Genomic DNA, 18,111 nt, shown 5'->3' on the forward strand with positions numbered 1-18,111 from the left:
CGCGGTCACCCCATCGTTGTCCACGTCCGTCCGTCGAGGTGTCCAGGAAACCTCCCGATCGGAGCCCACATGTCCATCCGACGTACGACGAGCCTCACCGCTGCCGCCGCCCTCATGCTCGCCCCCGTGGCCGCGAGCTCGCCCGCGACGGCCGCGCCGGCCGGGGTCTTCCGCGGTGACCTGGTGGACCTCTCCTCGAGCACGGCCGACCCGTTCGGCGACGCCTCCGCCCAGCTGGTGATGGCCGAGACCGGCAAGGGAGCGATCTTCCACCTGCGGGTGAAGGGGATCGACCTCTCAGCGGTCGGTCACGACTACGGCGCCCACCTCCACGTCGGTCCGTGCGTCGCCGAGGACGGAGCGGCTGCCGGCCCGCACTACAACGCCTCGGGCGTCACGCCGCCGGTCGTCAACGACCACACCGAGGTCTGGCTCGACTTCACCGTGACGGCTGACGGCACGGGGGCGGGCGACGCGTCTGTCCCCTTCGTCGCGACGCCCGGCGACCGCGCCGTCGTGATCCACGCCGAGGCGACGGCCCCCTCCGGCGCCGCAGGTCCTCGCCTGGTCTGCCTCCCGGTCCAGTGGTGAGGGTCTCGCTCCTGCGCTCCGCCGCCGCCGGCGTGATGCTCGGCGCGGCGTGGGGCGTCCTGGCGCGGGTGTGGATGCGCCTGATCAGCACCGACCCGGAGTTCAGCTGGGAGGGCACGCTGGCCATCGTCGGCATGTCAGCCGTGCTGGGTCTGGGCGTCGGGCTGGTCCACGCCGCGCGCCAGGGCGGTCGCAGCAGGTGGTGGACGCTCGCCGTCGTACCCGGCCTGCTGCTGTTCTTGAGCCCCGGAATGCTGATGGCGCCGGCGTTCGTGCTGGGTGGTCTGGCGTGGAGCGGACGCGGGTGGGTGGCGAGGACCGTCGGGTCCCTCGCGACACTCGCGTCGGTCGGACTGGCGACCTGGGTGATGGTCGAGGACCTCAGCTCGCCCCTCACCGTCGGGTTCGGGCTCGGCGACATCGTCGCCTTCCTGGGTGGGTACGTCCTGCTCGTGCTCGGTCTGGCCCTGGCCTCGGGGCTCGTCTGGCGGCGTACGCGACGCACCCCAGACCTGGTCGCTGCCGAGGTCAGGCTCCGGGCCGCGACCACCTGAGGTCCCGCCTGCTGATCGCATCGGCGACGACAGGGACCCCAGGCCGATCGCGCAGTATGCTCCGCGGGTACGTGAGCCGGCGAGGTATGGCGCCTTGGGGGGCGTGGCCGGCAAGACAGGGACCTGATGGACGGAATGCAGGCGATCGACCCACAACCGGTCACTTCGGCAGCCGTGGAGCCCGATGGGCACACGGCCCACGGGACCGCAGCCGCGCAGCTGTTGCTGCATGCCCAGCAGGTCGCCGACGAGCTGCGCGCGCAGGCCGAGGCCCAAGCGGCGGAGGCCAGCGCGCTCGCCCAGCGGCTCGAGGCCGAGGCTCGCCGGCTCCACGAGGAGGCCGTCGCCGAACGCGAGGTTGCCGGCCGTGCCCGCGCCCAGGCCGAGGCCCAGCTCGCCGACGCGTCGCGCGAGTCGCGCCAGTCGATCGCCGACGCCGGCGAGCAGGTCCGGATGCTCCTCGAGGCTGCGGAGGCGCAGCGCGAGAGCATCATCGAGGGCGCCCGCCGCTCGATCGCCGATGAGCGCGCGGTCGTCGACGAGGAGCTGGCCGCCTCACGCTCGCAGGCCGAGCAGCTGCGTGAGAGCGCACGTCGCGAGACCGAGCATCGTGCGGCGCTCACCGGGGCGATGACCTTGCGCCTGTTGGCGATGGCCACGGTGTCGATGCGTCAGCAGCAGCTCGAGACCGTCCGCGCAGCCGAGGAGCTGCGGATCTCTGCCGACGAGGACGCCGCTGCCGTGCGGGCAGAGGCGGCCCAGGAGTCCGAGGCCCTGCGCAAGGACGCCGACACCCACGCCCACTCCGTGCTCACCGAAGCCGAGAGAGTCAGGGCGCAGGCCCAGACCGCGTCCGAGGAGATACTCCGCGCCGCGCGCGCGGAGGCCGCCCAGGCGACCGCTCTGGCGGAGGAGCAGACGGCCTGGACCCAGCAGACGATGCAGGCCCTGCTCGCCACCGCGGAGCAGGAGGCAGAGCGGCTGCGCGCCGAGGGCCAGGCTGCCGGCAGGCGCCACGTGGCGGCCAGTCGACGCCGTCTGCAGAAGGTCGTGCACCGGGTGACCGACCGCGTGCGCGCGGACCTCGAGACGGCCGAGCGCGAGGCTCAAGAGCTCAGCGCCGTGGCCGCCGACCTGGTCAAGGCTGCCGAGGCCGAGGCCGCGCGCATCCGCGACGACGCAGAGGCCGCATCGCGCTCGATGGTCGCAGCAGCCGAAGAAGAGGCCAGGCTGGTCCACGAGCGCGCGAGTCGGCGCGAGGAGGAGACCGAGGCCAGCACCCGACTGCTGCGACAGCAGGTCGCCGACGAGGTCGTCCGCAACCAGCAGGCAGCCCAAGACGAGCTGCGCCGCGCCCGCCACGAGGCCGCCGAACACCTGGCGGCCGCCCGCGCCGAGGCCGACGAGCTGCGCACCAAGGCCCGCTCGGTGCTCGAGGACGCCCGCACCGAGGCCGGCGTGCTCACCAAGCGCCGCGACGAGATCGCCGCCGAGCTCGAAGGACTCTCGGGCGTGATCCAGGCTCTCGCCGTTCCGACCGACAACGAACTTGCCGAATCCGCCCCCGAGGAGAAGGACGCTCAACCATGACCGACGCCCCCCAGTTCCGAGTGGTCCTTCGCGGCTACGAGCCCGCACAGGTCGACCAGCAGGTCCAGCAGCTGCACCAGCAGGCCGAGGAGGCCCGCGCCCAGGCGGCGCAGCTCGCCGAGCGGGTCCGCATGCTCGAGCAGCAGCGCACCGAGGAGGCAGCGGCCGCGCCAGGTGAGGCCGCGCCCGCAGAGCCCGCCACGTTCGAGCACCTGGGCTCTCGGGTGGCCAAGATCCTGAGTCTCGCCGAGGCCGAGGCCAAGGATCTTCTCGAGCGCGGCCGCACCCTCCTCGAGGGCGAGCGCCAGCAGGTCGCCGACGAGGTCTCCCGCCAGCGCAGCGAGGCCGACAAGCACGCCGAGCAGACCCGCGGCGACGCGGACACCGAGGCCGCCCGCGTCCTCGAGGACGCCCGCCGCCGGGCCGACGACCGCCTCGACGCTGCCGAGCGCGACGCGGCCGCGCGCCTCCAGGAGGCCGAGGCGATCTACGAGCAGCAGCGCGCCAAGGCCGCCCAGGCCGCAGCCGACTTCGAGACCACCCTCGCGCGGCGCCGTTCGGCGGCCGAGGAGGACTTCACCACCCAGATGCAGGAGGCCCGCCAGCGGCTGGCCGAGCTCGAGGCGCACATCGAGGACACCCGCACCGCCGCCGAGAAGATGAACGACGAGGCGCTGCGCGAGAACCGCCGCATGCTGGAGGAAGCCGAGAAGCAGGCAGCCAGCATCGTCGGCGAGGCACGCGCCCAGGCCGCCCGGATCCGGGCCGACTCCGACCGCGAGCTCGCGGCCGCCACCCAGCGCCGCGACAGCATCAACGCCCAGCTGTCCAACGTGCGGCAGATGCTGGCCACCCTCACCGGTGGCACCGCGGTGTCGATGATGGACGTCGCGCTCGGAGGCCAGGAGGGCCAGCAGGTCGACGAGCCGGCCGAGGTGCAGGCGCCCGAGGCCACCGTCGCTGCCGACGAGGCGGAGGTCGTAGACCCCCACACCGACGACCAGGCCGACGGCGAGGATGCCCGGACCGACGGCGGCGACGAGGGCCGTCAGGGCTGAGGGCCCGCACAACTTTCAGCCGACGACGCGGCGTCCCAGGCACATGAACCCGCCCGGAGCCGCTCGCCTGGCCGCCGCGACCGTCGTACCCGTCCTGCTCCTGGCCGCCTGCGGCGACGCGTCGTCGCCGTCGGCTGCCGACCCGACCTCGGCCTCCAGCACGGCGCGGTCGACCGGATCACCGACGCAGACACCGTCCTCGTCCTCGTCGTCGTCCTCGTCGGAGTCGGCGTCGTCCGCGCCGACCCGGTGGGTCGGGGACGGTCCCGTGGTGCTGAGCTTCAAGGGCCTGGCCGAGGGGGCGCCTCCGGCACTTCCCTACCTCCGGCACGACCCCGGGGCTGCCGGCGGCTGGTCGCTCGTCGAGGCCGACGGCCGGGCGCGGCCGCTGGACCGGGCCTACGCGCAGTTCGCGCCCATGGGCGACGGGCTGGTCGGCCTGGTCTACGACGACGACCAGGCGGTGGCCTACGTCCTGGACGGCGGGCTGCACGAGACCTCGCACGCCGACACCGCAGACGGCGGGCTGGCGGTGACCCCCGACGGCTCGATCGTGGGCTGGCTGGGCGCCGACAAGGCCCCGCACTTCGTCGAGCGGGGCGGCACTCGCGAGGGCACACTGCCGACGGTCGAGGGTGGCTCCAGCCTCGCGGCCATCCTCGCCGACGGCACGACCTGCCAGGAGGGTGAAGACGGCAACGGCTGTGCGGCCTACGTCAACTCCCCCGACGCCAGTCAGGCCTGGTGGTCGATCTCCCACGGCATCGTCGACACGGTCCCGGGCGTTGTCGCCGTCGGCGACGTCGCCGACGACGCAGGTCTGCTCGGCATGACCTCGCTCTCCGACGAAGGGTCCTGCTGGGCGCTGTTCGAGGGCGGCCGACGCCGGCCGGCGTGGCAGACGTGCGACTACACGCTCTTCGACTTCTCGCCGTCGGGACGGCGCATCCTGGCCGGCCCGGCGTACCTCGACGGCTTCGGCCAGGGCTTCGCCGCCGTGCTCGACCGCAGCGGCCAGGTGCTCGCCGAGTGGCACAGCGAAGACCAGGCGGCCATCCTCGGCACCACGTGGGAGGACGAGGACCACGTGCTCGTCACGGCTTTCCAGGACGACGAGTACGCCGTCATCCGCGTCGACCTCGACGGCACCGTCGAGTTCGCACTCCCGCCCGTCCCCGACCCCGGTTCCGGCGCGGCCTACGTGCTGCCGGTGCGCTGACCTGGCGCTGGCAACTACCGTCCTCGCGCGCCCGCCCGGCCCGTTGACGATGTCTTGGCCAGAAAATTGCAACCCTCTGCGGCCGCGTCGCGTCCTGGACTTGGAACCGAGCACAGGAAGGATGACCCGTGACCGCCACAGCCATCGCCGAACCGGGGGCGCTGATGACCGACAGATCGTCGGACAAGCGTGCTGCACGCGACGCCGAGTTCTCGGCGTACCTGCAGGCGCGACAGGCCAGCGTGCTGCGGACGGCGTACCTGCTCAGCGGCGACCGGCACACCGCAGAGGACCTCACCCAGACCGCGTTCGCCAAGCTGTACCTGTCCTGGGACCGTGTGCGCGACCACGGCTCGATGGACGGCTACCTGCGCCGGATCCTGGTCAACGAGAACAACTCGCTGTGGCGCCGCGGCTGGAAGAAGCGCGAGCACACCGCCGAGGACCTGCCCGAGCCACCACCGCAGATCGACCAGTACGACGACGGCCGCAGCGCCGCACTGTGGGACCTGGTCCAGTCCCTGCCCAAGAAGGCGCGCGCCGTGTTGGTGCTGCGCTACTACGAAGAGCTGTCGGAGGCCGAGACCGCAGAGACCCTCGGTGTCTCCGTCGGCACCGTGAAGTCCCAGACCAGCCGGGCCCTGGCCACGCTCCGTGAGCGCACGCCCGCCCACCTCAACCCAGCAGACCGTTCTTTCGAGCGGGAGGAAGACCGATGAACGACCTCGACAACGAGCTGAGCCGCACGATGCGGCGTCACGCCGAGAACCTGTCCGCAGCACCCCTCGCCTTCGACGACGTCCGCGGCAAGGCCACCTCGATCCGCCGCCGTCGCCAGCTGGCGGCCGGCGTGGGAGCACTGGCCGCGGTGGCGGTGATCGTGCCGACCGCGATGTTCGCCGCCAACACCATCAAGGCCGACAACGGCCTCCCGGCCGCGAGCCAGGCGCCACCCACGGTGAGCGACTCCAACAGCCCCGCCCCGACCGAAGGTCCCACGATGGGCGCCGACCCTGGTGCGCTCGACGTCGCCGACCTGCCGACCGGCGCCGAACCGCGCTGGACGCTGGTCACCGAGGGGTTCGCCCAGGCGAGCACCGAGGACGCGACCATCCGCGCCACCTCACGAGGTGTCGTCGTCGAGACGGCAGGCGAGACGTTCGGTCCCTTTCCGAGCTCGACGGGGCTGGCCCGCAACGCGGTGGCCAACGCGGTCGCCTGGGGCACCGACGACGGCAACGTGATGGTCTGGGCAGACGGCAGCAGCGAGCCCTACACGATCTCCACCGACTTCGGGGAGACCGGCGTGCGGGTGGTCGCCGTGACCGGCACGAACTGCCAGGAGGGTACGGCGTCCGACTGCTCCTACTACGTCACTCGCTACGACATGGAGGCCAACCAGCAGGAGTCCGTCCGCATGAGCGGCGACGGCAGCGTCACCGCGGTCGACCCCGACCGCGCCATCATCGAGGTCCACGACGTCAGCGACTCCGGCCTGGTCCTGGGGCTCACCTCGGTCGACGACACCGAGCCGGGCTCGTGCTCGGCCGTGCTCGACCCGGCCTCCTCCGGTTCGACGCCTCTGTGGGAGACCTGCAAGCACACCCTCGACGCGTTCTCGCCCAACGGCGACTACGTGCTGGCCAGCGACCCGTACCACTCCGGCAGCGGGTCAGGTGTGATCGCGATCTACGACGCCCACACCGGCAAGCTGCTGGCCGACCGCATCAAGAAGGCCGACGACATGGCCTCCTACAACAGTGCGGTGTGGGAGGACGAGACCCACGTGCTCTTCAGCGCCTACCAGGACGGCAAGTGGTCCATCGTCCGCATGAACGTCGACGGTGCCATGGAGTACGCCCTCGCCCCGGCGAAGGGCGGCGAGGACGTGCCGTGGCACTTCGAGACCCGCTGAGTCCTCCCGCGCCTTCCTCAACCAGCGGTGTTCCCGCTGGTTGAGGAAGGACGAAGTCCCGTCTCGAAACCCGGTTTCGAGACAGGCGCTAGCGCGCCTTCCTCAACCGGCGGGGGTGGGTGTTGTTGGTTGAGGAGGTTGCGCAGCAACCGTCTCGAAACCATAGGGGGTGGTCGGCGTGGTCTGGTTTCGAGACAGGCGCTAGCGCGCCTTCCTCAACCAGCGGTGTCGAGCAGGCGCTGCGCCTTCCTCAACCAAGGGTGTCGAGGCTAGGCCACCACGGTCGTGATCGGCATCGAGGAGTCGGCGGGCAGGTCGAGGGCCGACGGCTGGCGACCCCGTGCCACCAGCTCGGCTCCCAGAGCCGCGACCATCGCGCCGTTGTCGGTGCACAGTCCGGGGCGCGGGACCCGCACGCGTACGCCGCGGGCCCCGGCCCGCTCGACGGCCATCGCGCGCAGCCGGGAGTTGGCAGCCACGCCGCCGCCGATCAGCAGGTCCTCGATGCCGCGCTCCGCGGCGGCGTCGAGGGCCTTGCGGACCAGCACGTCGCAGACGGCCTCCTGGAACGACGCCGCCACGTCGGCGACCGGCACCGGCTCGCCCGAGGCCTGACGCGCCTCCACCCAGCGCGCCACGGCGGTCTTGAGACCAGAGAACGAGAAGTCGAAGCGGTGCCGCTCGAGGTCGCGCCGCGAGGTCAGGCCACGCGGGAAGTCGATGGTGACCTGGCCCTCCCGCGCCTGCCGGTCGATGTGTGGACCACCTGGGAACGGCAGCCCGAGCAGCCGGGCCACCTTGTCGAAGGCCTCGCCCGCGGCGTCGTCGATCGTCGCCCCCAGCGGCTGCACCCCTACGGTGACGTCGGCGACCTCGAGCAACGACGAGTGCCCGCCCGAGACCAGCAGGGCCAGGCACGGCTCGGGCAGCGGGCCGTGCTCGAGCTGGTCGACCGCGACATGGGCGGCCAGGTGGTTGACGCCGTAGATCGGCTTGCCGAGCCCGATGGCCAGCGCCTTCGCCGCCGCGACGCCGACCAGCAGCGCGCCGGCCAGGCCGGGGCCGCTCGTCACGGCGATCGCGTCGACGTCGTCCAGACGCACCTCCGCGGTCTCGCACGCGCGCTCGATCGTGGGCACCATCGCCTCCAGGTGCGCGCGCGAGGCGACCTCGGGCACCACGCCGCCGAACCGGGCATGCTCGTCGACCGAGCTGGCGATCGCGTCGGCGAGCAGCGTGGTGCCGCGCACCAGGCCGACGCCGGTCTCGTCGCAGGAGGTCTCGATGCCGAGGACGAGGGGGCCCTGCGTGGTGCCACTTTGCGATCGCACCCGAACATTGTGCCGGGGTGTCGCGTCCTACTGGCTGGCGCCCGTCCGTGGCGATCCAGCGGTGTCGCCGCGGTCGACCTCCTTCCCCAGGACCACCGCGGCGGCTCCGTCGCGGTAGTACGCCGGCCGACGGCCGACCTCGACGAACCCGCGGGCACCGTAGAAGGCCTGCGCGGCGAGGTTGTCCTCGCGCACCTCGAGCAGGAGGCGGGTTGCGCCCTCGAGCGCCGAGCGACGTTCGACCTCGGCGAGCAGGGCGGAGGCCACCCCACCGCGACGGCACTCGGGCGTGACGGCGATCCGTTGCAGCTCCGCGTCGTCGCCGGCGGCGCTGGCCACGGCGTGGGCGACCACCCGGCCGTCGACCTCGGCCACCAGGTAGGACACCGTCGGCAGCGCGTCAGCGACGCCCTGCTCCACGAGGCCACGTGACCACGCGTCGACACCGAGGCAGGTCAGTTCCAGCTCGACGACCGCGTCGACGTCGTCGGACGTCGCGGGCCGAACGATCACGAGACCTTCTTGGGCGCCGCCGGCACGCTGGCGTCGGGGCGCCGCAGATATCGCGGTTCGGGGTCCGTCAGCTCCACGCGCTCCTCGGCCACGGCGCGGGCCAGCCACCCGGCACTGGGCAGCTCCGGCGCGACGGGCCGGCTGAACTGCTCGGGGTAGAGCCGCGCGCCCTCCCCCGCGACCGGCAGCTCGGTCGCCACCGCGGCCGGCCGATCGACGACCGGACCGGACAGCCGGGCGCCCTGCTCGTCGTAGGCCGCGAGGTAGACCTCCTTGCGCCGCGCGTCGGTGGCCACCACGAAGTCGGTGCTGTGCCCGAGCCCCTCGGCGGCCTCGAGCGCGATCGCGTCGAGCGTGCACACGCCGTACGCCGGGATGTCCAGCACCAGCGCCAAGGTGCGCGCCGTCACCAGTCCGACCCGCAGCCCGGTGAAGGGCCCCGGTCCGGTGCCGACCGCGAGCGCGGTGAGGTCCTGGCGCACGAGTCCGGCCTCGCGCAGCAGGCCGTCGATCAGCGGTGCGAGCTGCTCGCCGTGCTTCATCCGCTGCTCCGAACGCCGCTCGGCGACCACGTCCTCGCCATCGTGGAGGGCGACCGTCACGAACGGGGTCGCGGTGTCGAAAGCGAGCAGCACGTGGTGACCCTATCGATCAGACGGCCCGCCAATGGGTGGTGAGGCGGCCGTCGTCGTGGAGGAGGTGGACGGCGAAGCTGGGAGCGGCGCCGTACCAGACGACCGGGTGGTCCTCCTGGTCGAGCGGGACGGTCGACACGACGCCGCCACCGACCAGGAGCGGCCGTCCGGCGAACGTGGTGGCTCCCATCGTGTGGGCGTGTCCGACGAGGGTCGCGACCACGTGGGAGTGCCGGTTCAGCACCTCGGCCAACGCGTCCGGGTCGGTGAGCATGATCGGGTCCATCAGGCCGACGCCGATCTCGGCGGGCGGGTGGTGCAGGCAGACGAAGGTGGGCCGGGTGTCCCACGAGAGCTCGGCGTCGAGCCAGGACAGCTGCTCCGCGGAGAGCTCCCCGTGGTCCTGGCGCTGGCCGTCGACCTCGTCGACCAGGGAGTCGAGCATCAAGAACCTGGCCCCGGCCACGGAGTGCGAGCGGTTGGCCCAGCCACGGCTGGCACCGGGGGCACCGCCGAGGAACGCCTCGACATAGGGCGCTCGCACGTCGTGGTTGCCAGGGCAGATCGCCAGCGGTCCCTCCCAGACCGAGAGCACCTGCAGCGCCTCGGCGTACTCCTCCGCGAACCCGTGGTCGGTCACGTCGCCGGTGTGCACGAGTACGTCGGGGCGGGGGTCCATCGCGAGGATGGCATCGAGCACCCGGCGCGTGCGCGTGGCTGCCTCTCCCCGGTCGTGACCGAAGTGCGTGTCGCTGATCTGGGCGACCACGAGGGCGGTGGTGGACCGAGGACCCGGCGTAGGGGTAGGCACGATTCCAGGCTAGGGAAGCCCCTCCCCCGCTACTGTCCGCTGCGTGACACAACGCGAGAACGGGGTGCGCGGATTCTGGAACTCGGTGTGGTTCCCCGTGGTGGTGCTGGTCCTGACGGTCGCCCAGCTGGCCGTGGCCGAGTACGTGCCAGGGATCGAGCGGTTCGCCGACAAGGCGTTCGGGGCCAGGCTCATCGCCTACCCGGTCATGATGCTGTTCGTGCCCGCCGTGTGGTGGCTGGTCCAGCGGCGACGTGGACTCCACGAGCCGGCGCCGTACCTCGCCTTCGGCCTGATCGGCCTGCCCTTCCTGGTCGACGTCACCGGCAACAGCCTCGACCTCTACGACACCGTCGCGTGGTGGGACGACTTCAACCACTTCGTCAACTGGGTCTTCTTGTGCCTGGGCATCGCGCTGGTCATCGCCCCGCGGCTGCGGCCGGCCTGGGTGCTCGTCACCCTGGTCACCGGCTTCGGCTGCCTGCTCGCGCTCGGGTGGGAGCTCGGCGAGTGGTACACCTTCATCCGCCACGGCACCGAGCTCGACACCGCCTACGAGGACACCCTGTTCGACATGGCCCTGGGCACCCTCGGCTCGCTGGTCGCCGGCTTCCTGGTGCTGCGGCTGGGCCCTCGCCGTCCGTGACGTTCGTGCTGTTTTCAGGGCCGTTCAACCAGCACGTTCGTCACTGACGGCGACTAACCCAGCGTGGCCCGCTCGGCTCCGATGGTCGTGTCGGGACCGTGACCGGTGTGGACGACGGTCGCGTCGGGCAGCGCGAACAGCCGCGCCCGGATCGAGGAGACGATCAGGTCGGCGTCGCTGAAGGAGCGGCCGGTCGCGCCAGGGCCACCCTCGAACAAGGTGTCGCCGGTGAAGACGGCGCCCAGCGAAGGTACGGAGAGGCAGACCGCGCCCGGCGCGTGGCCGGGCGTGTGCAACACCCGGACCTCCTCCCCGCCCACGGTGATCACCTGCTCGTCGGCGAGGTCGACGTCCCAGAGGTAGCCATGAACGTCCTGCGGGTGGGTGAGCTCCCAGAGCGGCCGGTCGGCCGGGTGCAGCAGGATCGGCGCGACCACCGCCTCGCGCAGCGCGGGCGCGAACCGGACGTGGTCGTCGTGGGCGTGGGTGCAGACGATCGCCTTGACCTTGCGGCCCGCCACGACGGCGAGGATGTCGTCGACCGAGTGGGGGGCGTCGATGACGATGCACTCCTCGTCGTCGCCCACCACCCACACGTTGTTGTCGACGTCGAAGGTCTGGCCGTCGAGCGAGAAGGTGCCACTCGTGACGGCGTGGTCGACGCGCAACATCAGAAGATCACGACAGACCGCAGCACGTTGCCGTGGTGCATCTTCTCGAACGCCGCCTCGACCTCGTCGAGGGCGATCTCCTCGGTGACGAACGCGTCGAGGTCCAGGCGCCCCTGCTGGTAGAGGTCGACGAGCAGCGGGAAGTCGCGGGTGGGCAGGCAGTCGCCGTACCAGCTGGACTTCAGCGCACCGCCGCGGCCGAAGACGTCGATCAGCGGGATGTCGGGGATCTTCATGTCGGGCGTGGGCACGCCGACCAGAACGACGGTGCCCGCCAGGTCGCGCGCGTAGAACGCCTGCTTCCACGTCTCGGGCCGGCCGACCGCGTCGATCACGACGTCGGCCCCGTGTCCGCCGGTGAGCTCCTGGATCGCGGTCACCGGGTCCTGCGAGGTCGAGTTGACGGTGTGCGTCGCACCCATCTTGCGCGCTCCCTCCAGCTTGCGGTCGTCGATGTCGACGGCGATCACCGTGCTGGCGCCCGCGAGCACCGAGCCGGCGATCGCGGCCACGCCGACGCCGCCGCAGCCGATCACCGCGACGGACTTGCCGCGCGTCACGCCGCCGGTGTTGATGGCCGCACCCAGGCCGGCCATCACGCCGCAGCCGAGGAGCCCGACGGCAGCGGGACGAGCGGACGGGTCGACCTTGGTGCACTGACCGGCAGCCACCAACGTCTTCTCCGCGAAGGCGCCGATGCCGAGCGCCGGCGACAGCTCTGTGCCGTCCTCGAGCGTCATCTTCTGGGTCGCGTTGAACGTCGAGAAGCAGTACCACGGCTCACCGCGCAGGCACGCGCGGCAGTTGCCGCACACCGCCCGCCAGTTGAGCACCACGAAGTCGCCGGGCTCCAGACCGGTCACACCCTCGCCGACGGCCTCGACCACGCCGGACGCCTCGTGCCCCAACAGGAACGGGTAGTCGTCGTTGATGCCACCCTCGCGGTAGTGCAGGTCGGTGTGGCACACCCCGCACGCCTGGACCTGGACGAGCGCCTCGCCGGGACCGGGGTCGGGGACGTTGATCGACTCGACGCTGACCGGCGCGCCCTTGCTCCGGGCGACGACGGCCTTGACCTGGTGCGGCATGTGACTCCCCTTCGGTGGTTGACGTACGAGGGGCGAGGGCTCGAGCCCCGCCACCCCTGAACCGGCATTCAAGCGCACGACGTACGACGGCTGTCCAGCGGCTCCTATCCTGACCGGGTGCCTGCCGCCCTGACCCTGCTCGACGGAGTCGCATGGCGGGGCCGGGCCGTACCGGGCGAGCGCGTTGCCGCGCTCCTGGCAGCCCTCGCGTCGCGGCCCGAGGGCCTCACCGACACCCGCCTGATCGAGCTCATCTGGGCCGGCCAGCCGGACGGCGAGCCGGCCAACCCGACCAAGGCGCTGCAGGTGCTGGTCTCCCGCGCGCGTGCTGCCCTGGGCGCCGACGGGGTCGAGCGGTACGACGGCGGCTACCGGCTCGGCGTGGCCGTCGAGGACGTCGACGCGCTGCTGCTGCGCAAGCTCACCCGCGAGGCGGGAGCCGCGCTCGACGCCGGTGACCCGGCACGCGCCGCCGACCTGGCAGGTCGCGCGGCCGGCGTCGAGCTCGCGGACACAGGATCCGACGCCGGACCACTCGCCGAGCTGCGCCACGACGCCGCTGGGGATCGGCGACGTGCCGGACGCGTCCTCGGCTTGGCGCTGGCCGCCGGAGGTCGCGACCAGGAGGCCCTCCCCCACCTCGAGGCAGCCCACGGCGAAGCCGTCCACGACGTCGCGGTGACCGCGGCCCTGCTGCGCAGCGTCGCCGCCACTGCCGGACCCGCTGCGGCTCTCGAACGATACGAGGGCTACCGAGCCGACCTCGCCGACCGGCTCGGTGTCGACCCGGACCCATCGCTCCAGCGGCTGCACCGCGAGCTGCTGGTCGCCGACAGTCCCGTGCGCGACGGCGTGCACTTCGAGGTCGACGACCTGCTGGGCAGGCAGGAGGACCTGGCCGAGCTGCGCGCGGCGGTGCGACGGAGCCGGCTGGTCTCGATCGTCGGCCCCGGTGGTCTCGGCAAGACCCGCGTCGCTCACGTGCTCGCCCGCGAAGCCACGCAACCCCGGGTGTACTTCGTCGAGCTGGTCGGCGTGACCTCGGGCGACGACGTGGTGGCCGAGGTGGGAGCAGCCCTCGGCGTACGCGGCTCGGTCACCGGACGTCGTACGCTCACGCCCGCGCAGCTGGCCGACGTACGCAGCCAGATCGCGACCGAGCTCGACACCGCGCCCACCTTGCTGGTCCTCGACAACTGCGAGCACGTGCTCGAGTCGGTCGCCTCGCTCGTGGCGCTGCTGCTGGTCACCACCCGCGACCTGCACGTGCTCACCACCAGCCGGGCTCCGCTCGGGCTGGCCGCCGAGCAGGTCGTGTCGCTGCGCCAGCTCGCCCCCGACGACGCGTCGGCACTCTTCGTGCAGCGCGCCCGGGCGGCGCGCGCCGACGCCGACCTACCGGCCGACGCCGTGGCCGACATCGTGGCCCGCCTCGACGGTCTCCCGCTGGCGATCGAGCTGGCGGCGGCGCGAGTGCGCACGATGACGGTCGAGGAGGTACGCCGCCGGATCGGCGACCTGTTCAGCCTGCTTCGCTCTCGCGACCGGTCCGCGCCCGAGCGGCACCGGACGCTGACCGCCGTCATCGAGTGGTCCTGGGACCTCCTCGACCCCGGTGACCAGGAGGGCATGGCACGGCTGTCGGTGTTCCACGACGGGTTCACCCGCGACACGGCGCTGGCGGTCCTCGGACGTGGCGGCGCCGACCTCGTCGAGACGCTCGCCGAGCAGTCGCTGCTCACGGTCGCCGAGCTAGACGGCACGACCCGCTTCCGCATGCTCGAGACGATCCGCGAGTTCGGCGCGGAGCGGCTCAGCGAGGCGGGGCTCCGGCCCGACGCGCACCGTTGCCAGGACGCCTGGGCCGTCGATCTGGTCCGAGTGCAGCACACCGTGATGTTCACCCCGGACGAGATCGCCGCCATCAACGCGATCGGCGCCGAGGAGAACAACCTCGCCGACGTGCTCCGGCGAGCCCTGCGCGACGGCGACCGCGAGGTGGTGGCGCAGGTGCTGGCCTGCCTGGGTGCCTTCTGGACCATCACCGGCAACCACCCGCGCATCTTCACCATCGCCGACGCGGCCGAGGCGCTGCTGGCCGATTGGGATCCGCCCGAGCAGCTCCGCACCACCGCCCAGCTCATCGCCTCGTGGCTGATCGTGCACCTGAGCTGGATGCCGCACCGGTCGGTCGACACGCTGCGAGCGGCGCTCGCCCGCTGGGGCGAGCCCACCCACCCCTGGGCGCGGATCGCCCACGCGATGTTCGTCGACGACGACCCCGGCGTGCCCACCGACCAGCGGGTGGCGGCCCTCGCCGAGGGTAGCGACCCGGTCACCGCCCAGATGGCCCTGCTGTGGGCCGCGCTGATCGCCGAGAACTCGGGCGACATCGCGGTCGCCGCCACCTACGCCCGCGAGGGCCTCACCCGCCAGCCGCTGACTCCCTACCTCGAGGCGTCGTTGCACGGGCAGCTCGCCCAGCTGGCGATGAACCTCGGCGACTACCGCACCGCCGCCGAGCACGCCGAGGTCGCGTGGCCGATCCTCGACCGGCTGCACGCCGACGACGACGCGCGCGCGATCCGGGCAGCGACGATCATCTGGCCACTGCTCGAGGGCGACTTCGAGACCGCCGAACGGGTGATCGCCGAGACCGACACGCTCGGCGAACCCACGATGGGCTCGCAGATGGTGCTGCTCAGCGCTCGGGCCGAGCTGGCCCTCGCGCGCGGAGAGATCACCGACGGGCTGCGCCTGTTCGACGAGGCCCTGGCCTCGGTGCGCCCCATCGAAGGGCTCGACCTGGGCGGCCTGAACCCCTGGGTGCTGATCGCCGCCAGCGCCTCCCTCGTCGCACGGGTACGTCACGGGACCACGGCGGCCGACGAGACACGCGCTCGCGAGCTGGTCGACGTACTCGCGGCACAGGAGACGGGGGCGCGCACCGACAACGAGCTGCCCGACCAGGACTTCCCGCTCAACGGCGCGCTGCTGGCCGCGCTCGGCGCCTGGGCGGTGCGCTTCGGCGGTAGCGAGCGGCACGCCGACGGGGCTCGCCTGCTGGCCGTCGCCGACCGGTGGTCCTACAACCGCAGCTTCCCCACGATGGCGTGGGAGGCGCTGCAGGCCCTGGCGGAGCAAGCCGTACCGAACCTCCTCGAGGAGGTGACGGCGGAGTACGCCGACCGGCCGGCGGCCGATCTCCTCGCGGAGGCCCGGACTCTGGTGAGCCGCGTGACGACAGGAGTCACATCTTCCGGTTGAAGGCCCGCACGGCCAGTGGCGCGAAGATCGCGATCACAGCCAGGCACCCCGCCAGCGCCCAGCCGACCTCGGCCGTGACGGAGCCGGTGTTGGCGAGGTCTCTCAGCGCGGTGACGACGTGGGAGACCGGGTTGACCTTGGTGAAGGCCTCCAGCCAGCCCGGCATCGTGTCCGCGGGCACGAACGCGTTGGACAGGAACGTCAGCGGGAACATCACCATGATCGAGTAGCCCTGCACCGCCTGGGCGCTGGAGCCGATGGTGCCGAACCAGGTGAAGATCCAGGCCAGCGACCAGCCGGCGAGCACGCCGAGCACGATCGCCATGGTCACGCCGAGCACGCGGCCTCCGGGCCGGTAGCCGATGGCGACGCCGGTGGCGAAGGTGAGCGTGCCGGCGATCAGGTAGCGCAGCATGTCGGCGACCATCGGGCCGGCGAGGGGTGCGACCCGTGAGATCGGCAGCACCTTGAACCGGTCGAAGACGCCCTTGTCCATGTCCTCGCGCAGCTGGGTGCCGGTGGCGATGCAGGCGGTCAGCACGCTCTGGGCGACGAGCCCGGGGATCAGCAGCGGCAGGTAGTCGGAGACGCTGCCCGCGACGGCGCCGCCGAAGATCCCGGCGAACATGGCGGTGAACAGCAGCGGCTGGATCACCACGTCGAAGGACTGCTCCAGGTTGCGGCGCATCTTCAAGGTGGCCCGCCAGGCCATCGTCATCGTCTGCTGGACGGTGTCGGCCAGGCTGACGTGACGGGGAACGGTACTGAGGTCCGGGGTGACGTCGATGGTCGTCATCGGATGGTCTCCTCTTCTTCGGTCTGGTCCTCGTGGGTGTCGTGCCCGGTCAGCGCCAGGAACACCTCGTCGAGGGAGGGCTTGGCAACCGCGACCGACTCGATGCCGACGCCCGCCTCGCGCAAGGCGAGCAGCACGTCGACGGCCTGGTCGCTGCGCTTGAGGGCAACGGTGAGGCGGCGGTCCTCGGGGCTGGGCACGGCCTGCTCGTCGAGCAGCCGCGTCACAATGGACGACGCGCGGTCGAGGTCGCCGGCCTCGTTGAGCTGGACCTGCAGCGAGGAGCCCCCGATGGTCGACTTGAGCTCGTCAGGCGTGCCCAGCGCCACGGTGCGTCCGTGGTCGATCACCTGGATGCGATCGGCGAGCTGGTCGGCCTCGTCGAGGTACTGCGTGGTGAGCAGCACGGTGCTGCCCTCACGCACCAGCTCGCGGATGGTCTCCCACATCTGGCCGCGGGTGCGCGGGTCCAGGCCGGTGGTCGGCTCGTCGAGGAAGATGATCGGCGGCCGGGTGATCAGGCTGGCGGCCAGGTCGAGCCGGCGCCGCATGCCGCCGGAGAAGTGCTTGATCGGCTTGGCGGCGGCCTCGGTCAGGTCGAACTGCTCGAGCAGCGTGCCCGCCTTGCGCTTGGCCTCGGCGCGGCCGATGCCCTGCAGGCGGGCGAAGAGCACGAGGTTCTCGGTGGCGGTGAGCAGCTCATCGACCGAGGCGTACTGCCCCGTCACACCGAGCAGCTGGCGCACCACGTGGGGCTCGCGGCGCACGTCGACGCCGAGGATGGCCGCCTCGCCCGCGTCGATCGGGAGCAGGGTGGCGAGCATCTTGAGAGTGGTGGTCTTGCCGGCGCCGTTGGGGCCGAGTACGCCGAACACCTCGCCCCGGCGTACGGACAGGTCGATCCCGTCGACGGCCCGCTGGTCGCCGAAGCTCTTGACCAGTCCGTGCGCGTCGACGGCGAGGGCGCTTTCGGGTCCGCGGGCCTCGCTGCCCACCCGGGAGGCCTCGATGGTTGCTGGAGTCATGCCGCAACCCTGACCGTCCCCGGTTTCAGGTCGCCTTCACGCCGCCTTCACCGCTCGCCGGTTGAGGAAGGCGCGCCAGCGCCTGTCTCGAAAGCCCGGTCAGCGACGCAGCGTCCCGATGGTTTCGAGACGGTTGCCAGCGCAACCTCCCGCTCGCCGGTTGAGGAAGGCGCTCCAGCGCCTGTCTCGAAACCCCGGTCAGCGGCGCAGCGTCCCGATGGTTTCGAGACGGTTGCCAGCGCAACCTCCCGCTCGCCGGTTGAGGAAGGCGCGCCAGCGCCTGTCTCGAAACCCCGGTCAGCGACGCAGCGTCTCCTCCGGTTTCGAGACGGTTGCTAGCGCAACCTCCCGCTCGCCGGTTGAGGAAGGCGCGCCAGCGCCTGTCTCGAAACCCCGGTCAG

Annotated in this window: 18 protein-coding genes; 9 read left to right on the plus strand and 9 right to left on the minus strand. The window is 72.1% G+C overall.

What is annotated here, in order from left to right; all coding sequences use genetic code 11:
* Positions 1 to 69: 69 nt before the first annotated feature.
* The 4 genes from ISU10_RS14855 to ISU10_RS14870 all read left to right on the plus strand — a co-directional run bounded on the left by ISU10_RS14855 (position 70) and on the right by ISU10_RS14870 (position 3,793).
* On the plus strand, positions 70 to 591 hold the full coding sequence (locus ISU10_RS14855; protein ID WP_194697195.1) for a superoxide dismutase family protein: 522 nt from the start codon (positions 70 to 72) through the stop codon (positions 589 to 591).
* Entirely contained in the window at positions 588 to 1,145 is a 558-nt protein-coding gene (locus ISU10_RS14860) for a hypothetical protein (protein ID WP_194697196.1), read from the plus strand. Before ISU10_RS14855 ends, ISU10_RS14860 begins: the two co-directional genes overlap by 4 nt.
* Positions 1,146 to 1,271: 126 nt before the next feature.
* A complete protein-coding gene (locus tag ISU10_RS14865; RefSeq protein WP_194697197.1) occupies positions 1,272 to 2,735 on the plus strand; it encodes a coiled-coil domain-containing protein in 1,464 nt (487 codons plus the stop codon).
* Positions 2,732 to 3,793, plus strand: a complete 1,062-nt coding sequence (locus tag ISU10_RS14870) for a coiled-coil domain-containing protein (RefSeq protein WP_194697198.1) — start codon at positions 2,732 to 2,734, stop codon at positions 3,791 to 3,793. Before ISU10_RS14865 ends, ISU10_RS14870 begins: the two co-directional genes overlap by 4 nt.
* Before the next feature lie 15 nt (positions 3,794 to 3,808).
* Here the strand turns inward: ISU10_RS14870 and ISU10_RS14875 are convergent, their stop codons facing one another.
* The gene (locus tag ISU10_RS14875; protein WP_194697199.1) at positions 3,809 to 4,078 is read right to left on the minus strand and encodes a hypothetical protein; all 270 of its coding nucleotides are present in this window, start codon (positions 4,076 to 4,078) and stop codon (positions 3,809 to 3,811) included.
* Between ISU10_RS14875 and ISU10_RS14880 the strand changes: the two genes are divergently transcribed.
* The 3 genes from ISU10_RS14880 to ISU10_RS14890 all read left to right on the plus strand — a co-directional run bounded on the left by ISU10_RS14880 (position 4,065) and on the right by ISU10_RS14890 (position 6,927).
* Entirely contained in the window at positions 4,065 to 5,012 is a 948-nt protein-coding gene (locus ISU10_RS14880; RefSeq protein WP_194697200.1) for a hypothetical protein, read from the plus strand. The genes ISU10_RS14875 and ISU10_RS14880 overlap by 14 nt on opposite strands.
* 128 nt (positions 5,013 to 5,140) lie before the next feature.
* Entirely contained in the window at positions 5,141 to 5,731 is a 591-nt protein-coding gene (locus ISU10_RS14885; RefSeq protein WP_370865425.1) for a SigE family RNA polymerase sigma factor, read from the plus strand.
* The gene (locus ISU10_RS14890) at positions 5,728 to 6,927 is read left to right on the plus strand and encodes a TolB-like translocation protein (protein WP_194697201.1); all 1,200 of its coding nucleotides are present in this window, start codon (positions 5,728 to 5,730) and stop codon (positions 6,925 to 6,927) included. The genes ISU10_RS14885 and ISU10_RS14890 overlap by 4 nt, the downstream gene beginning before the upstream one ends.
* 269 nt (positions 6,928 to 7,196) lie before the next feature.
* Here the strand turns inward: ISU10_RS14890 and tsaD are convergent, their stop codons facing one another.
* Genes tsaD through ISU10_RS14910 form a run of 4 tightly spaced genes read right to left on the minus strand, consistent with a single transcriptional unit; the run spans position 7,197 to position 10,217 of the window.
* Positions 7,197 to 8,258 carry a tRNA (adenosine(37)-N6)-threonylcarbamoyltransferase complex transferase subunit TsaD gene (tsaD, locus tag ISU10_RS14895; protein WP_194697202.1) on the minus strand — a complete coding sequence of 354 codons (1,062 nt, stop codon included), beginning with the start codon at positions 8,256 to 8,258 and terminating at the stop codon, positions 7,197 to 7,199.
* Between the two features lie 27 nt (positions 8,259 to 8,285).
* The gene (gene rimI, locus ISU10_RS14900) at positions 8,286 to 8,771 is read right to left on the minus strand and encodes a ribosomal protein S18-alanine N-acetyltransferase (protein ID WP_194697203.1); all 486 of its coding nucleotides are present in this window, start codon (positions 8,769 to 8,771) and stop codon (positions 8,286 to 8,288) included.
* On the minus strand, positions 8,768 to 9,406 hold the full coding sequence (gene tsaB, locus ISU10_RS14905; protein WP_194697204.1) for a tRNA (adenosine(37)-N6)-threonylcarbamoyltransferase complex dimerization subunit type 1 TsaB: 639 nt from the start codon (positions 9,404 to 9,406) through the stop codon (positions 8,768 to 8,770). Before tsaB ends, rimI begins: the two co-directional genes overlap by 4 nt.
* Positions 9,407 to 9,422: 16 nt before the next feature.
* A complete protein-coding gene (locus tag ISU10_RS14910; RefSeq protein ID WP_194697205.1) occupies positions 9,423 to 10,217 on the minus strand; it encodes a metallophosphoesterase in 795 nt (264 codons plus the stop codon).
* Between the two features lie 43 nt (positions 10,218 to 10,260).
* On the opposite strand from ISU10_RS14910, the gene ISU10_RS14915 reads away from it, so the two are divergent.
* Positions 10,261 to 10,863: a DUF2238 domain-containing protein gene (locus ISU10_RS14915; protein WP_370865428.1), complete on the plus strand. Its 603-nt coding sequence runs from the start codon at positions 10,261 to 10,263 to the stop codon at positions 10,861 to 10,863.
* Positions 10,864 to 10,916: 53 nt separating this feature from the next.
* On the opposite strand, the gene ISU10_RS14920 is transcribed toward ISU10_RS14915, so the two are convergent.
* Both ISU10_RS14920 and ISU10_RS14925 read right to left on the minus strand, forming a co-directional pair.
* Entirely contained in the window at positions 10,917 to 11,534 is a 618-nt protein-coding gene (locus ISU10_RS14920) for an MBL fold metallo-hydrolase (RefSeq protein ID WP_194697206.1), read from the minus strand.
* Positions 11,534 to 12,622: an S-(hydroxymethyl)mycothiol dehydrogenase gene (locus ISU10_RS14925; protein WP_194697207.1), complete on the minus strand. Its 1,089-nt coding sequence runs from the start codon at positions 12,620 to 12,622 to the stop codon at positions 11,534 to 11,536. Before ISU10_RS14925 ends, ISU10_RS14920 begins: the two co-directional genes overlap by 1 nt.
* Positions 12,623 to 12,739: 117 nt before the next feature.
* On the opposite strand from ISU10_RS14925, the gene ISU10_RS14930 reads away from it, so the two are divergent.
* Positions 12,740 to 15,889, plus strand: coding sequence for an ATP-binding protein (locus tag ISU10_RS14930; RefSeq protein WP_194697208.1), 3,150 nt, complete (start codon positions 12,740 to 12,742; stop codon positions 15,887 to 15,889).
* Here the strand turns inward: ISU10_RS14930 and ISU10_RS14935 are convergent.
* Together ISU10_RS14935 and ISU10_RS14940 are read right to left on the minus strand one after the other, a co-directional pair.
* Positions 15,873 to 16,685, minus strand: a complete 813-nt coding sequence (locus ISU10_RS14935; protein WP_194697209.1) for an ABC transporter permease — start codon at positions 16,683 to 16,685, stop codon at positions 15,873 to 15,875. The two genes, ISU10_RS14930 and ISU10_RS14935, sit on opposite strands and share 17 nt — an antisense overlap.
* A complete protein-coding gene (locus ISU10_RS14940) occupies positions 16,682 to 17,710 on the minus strand; it encodes an ATP-binding cassette domain-containing protein (protein ID WP_194697210.1) in 1,029 nt (342 codons plus the stop codon). The genes ISU10_RS14935 and ISU10_RS14940 overlap by 4 nt, the downstream gene beginning before the upstream one ends.
* Positions 17,711 to 18,111: the final 401 nt, after the last annotated feature.

The sequence above is a fragment of the Nocardioides agariphilus genome (genome assembly GCF_015352445.1).
Lineage (GTDB): Bacteria > Actinomycetota > Actinomycetes > Propionibacteriales > Nocardioidaceae > Nocardioides > Nocardioides agariphilus.

Bases quoted from the DNA above. Each gene is read 5' to 3' on its own strand.
- ISU10_RS14890 (WP_194697201.1), top strand. From the start codon at position 5,728: ATGAACGACCTCGACAACGAGCTGAGCCGCACGATGCGGCGTCACGCC.
- ISU10_RS14940 (WP_194697210.1), bottom strand. From the start codon at position 17,710: ATGACTCCAGCAACCATCGAGGCCTCCCGGGTGGGCAGCGAGGCCCGC.
- ISU10_RS14925 (WP_194697207.1), bottom strand. From the start codon at position 12,622: ATGCCGCACCAGGTCAAGGCCGTCGTCGCCCGGAGCAAGGGCGCGCCG.
- ISU10_RS14855 (WP_194697195.1), top strand. From the start codon at position 70: ATGTCCATCCGACGTACGACGAGCCTCACCGCTGCCGCCGCCCTCATG.
- ISU10_RS14865 (WP_194697197.1), top strand. From the start codon at position 1,272: ATGGACGGAATGCAGGCGATCGACCCACAACCGGTCACTTCGGCAGCC.
- ISU10_RS14870 (WP_194697198.1), top strand. From the start codon at position 2,732: ATGACCGACGCCCCCCAGTTCCGAGTGGTCCTTCGCGGCTACGAGCCC.
- ISU10_RS14935 (WP_194697209.1), bottom strand. From the start codon at position 16,685: ATGACGACCATCGACGTCACCCCGGACCTCAGTACCGTTCCCCGTCAC.
- ISU10_RS14920 (WP_194697206.1), bottom strand. From the start codon at position 11,534: ATGTTGCGCGTCGACCACGCCGTCACGAGTGGCACCTTCTCGCTCGAC.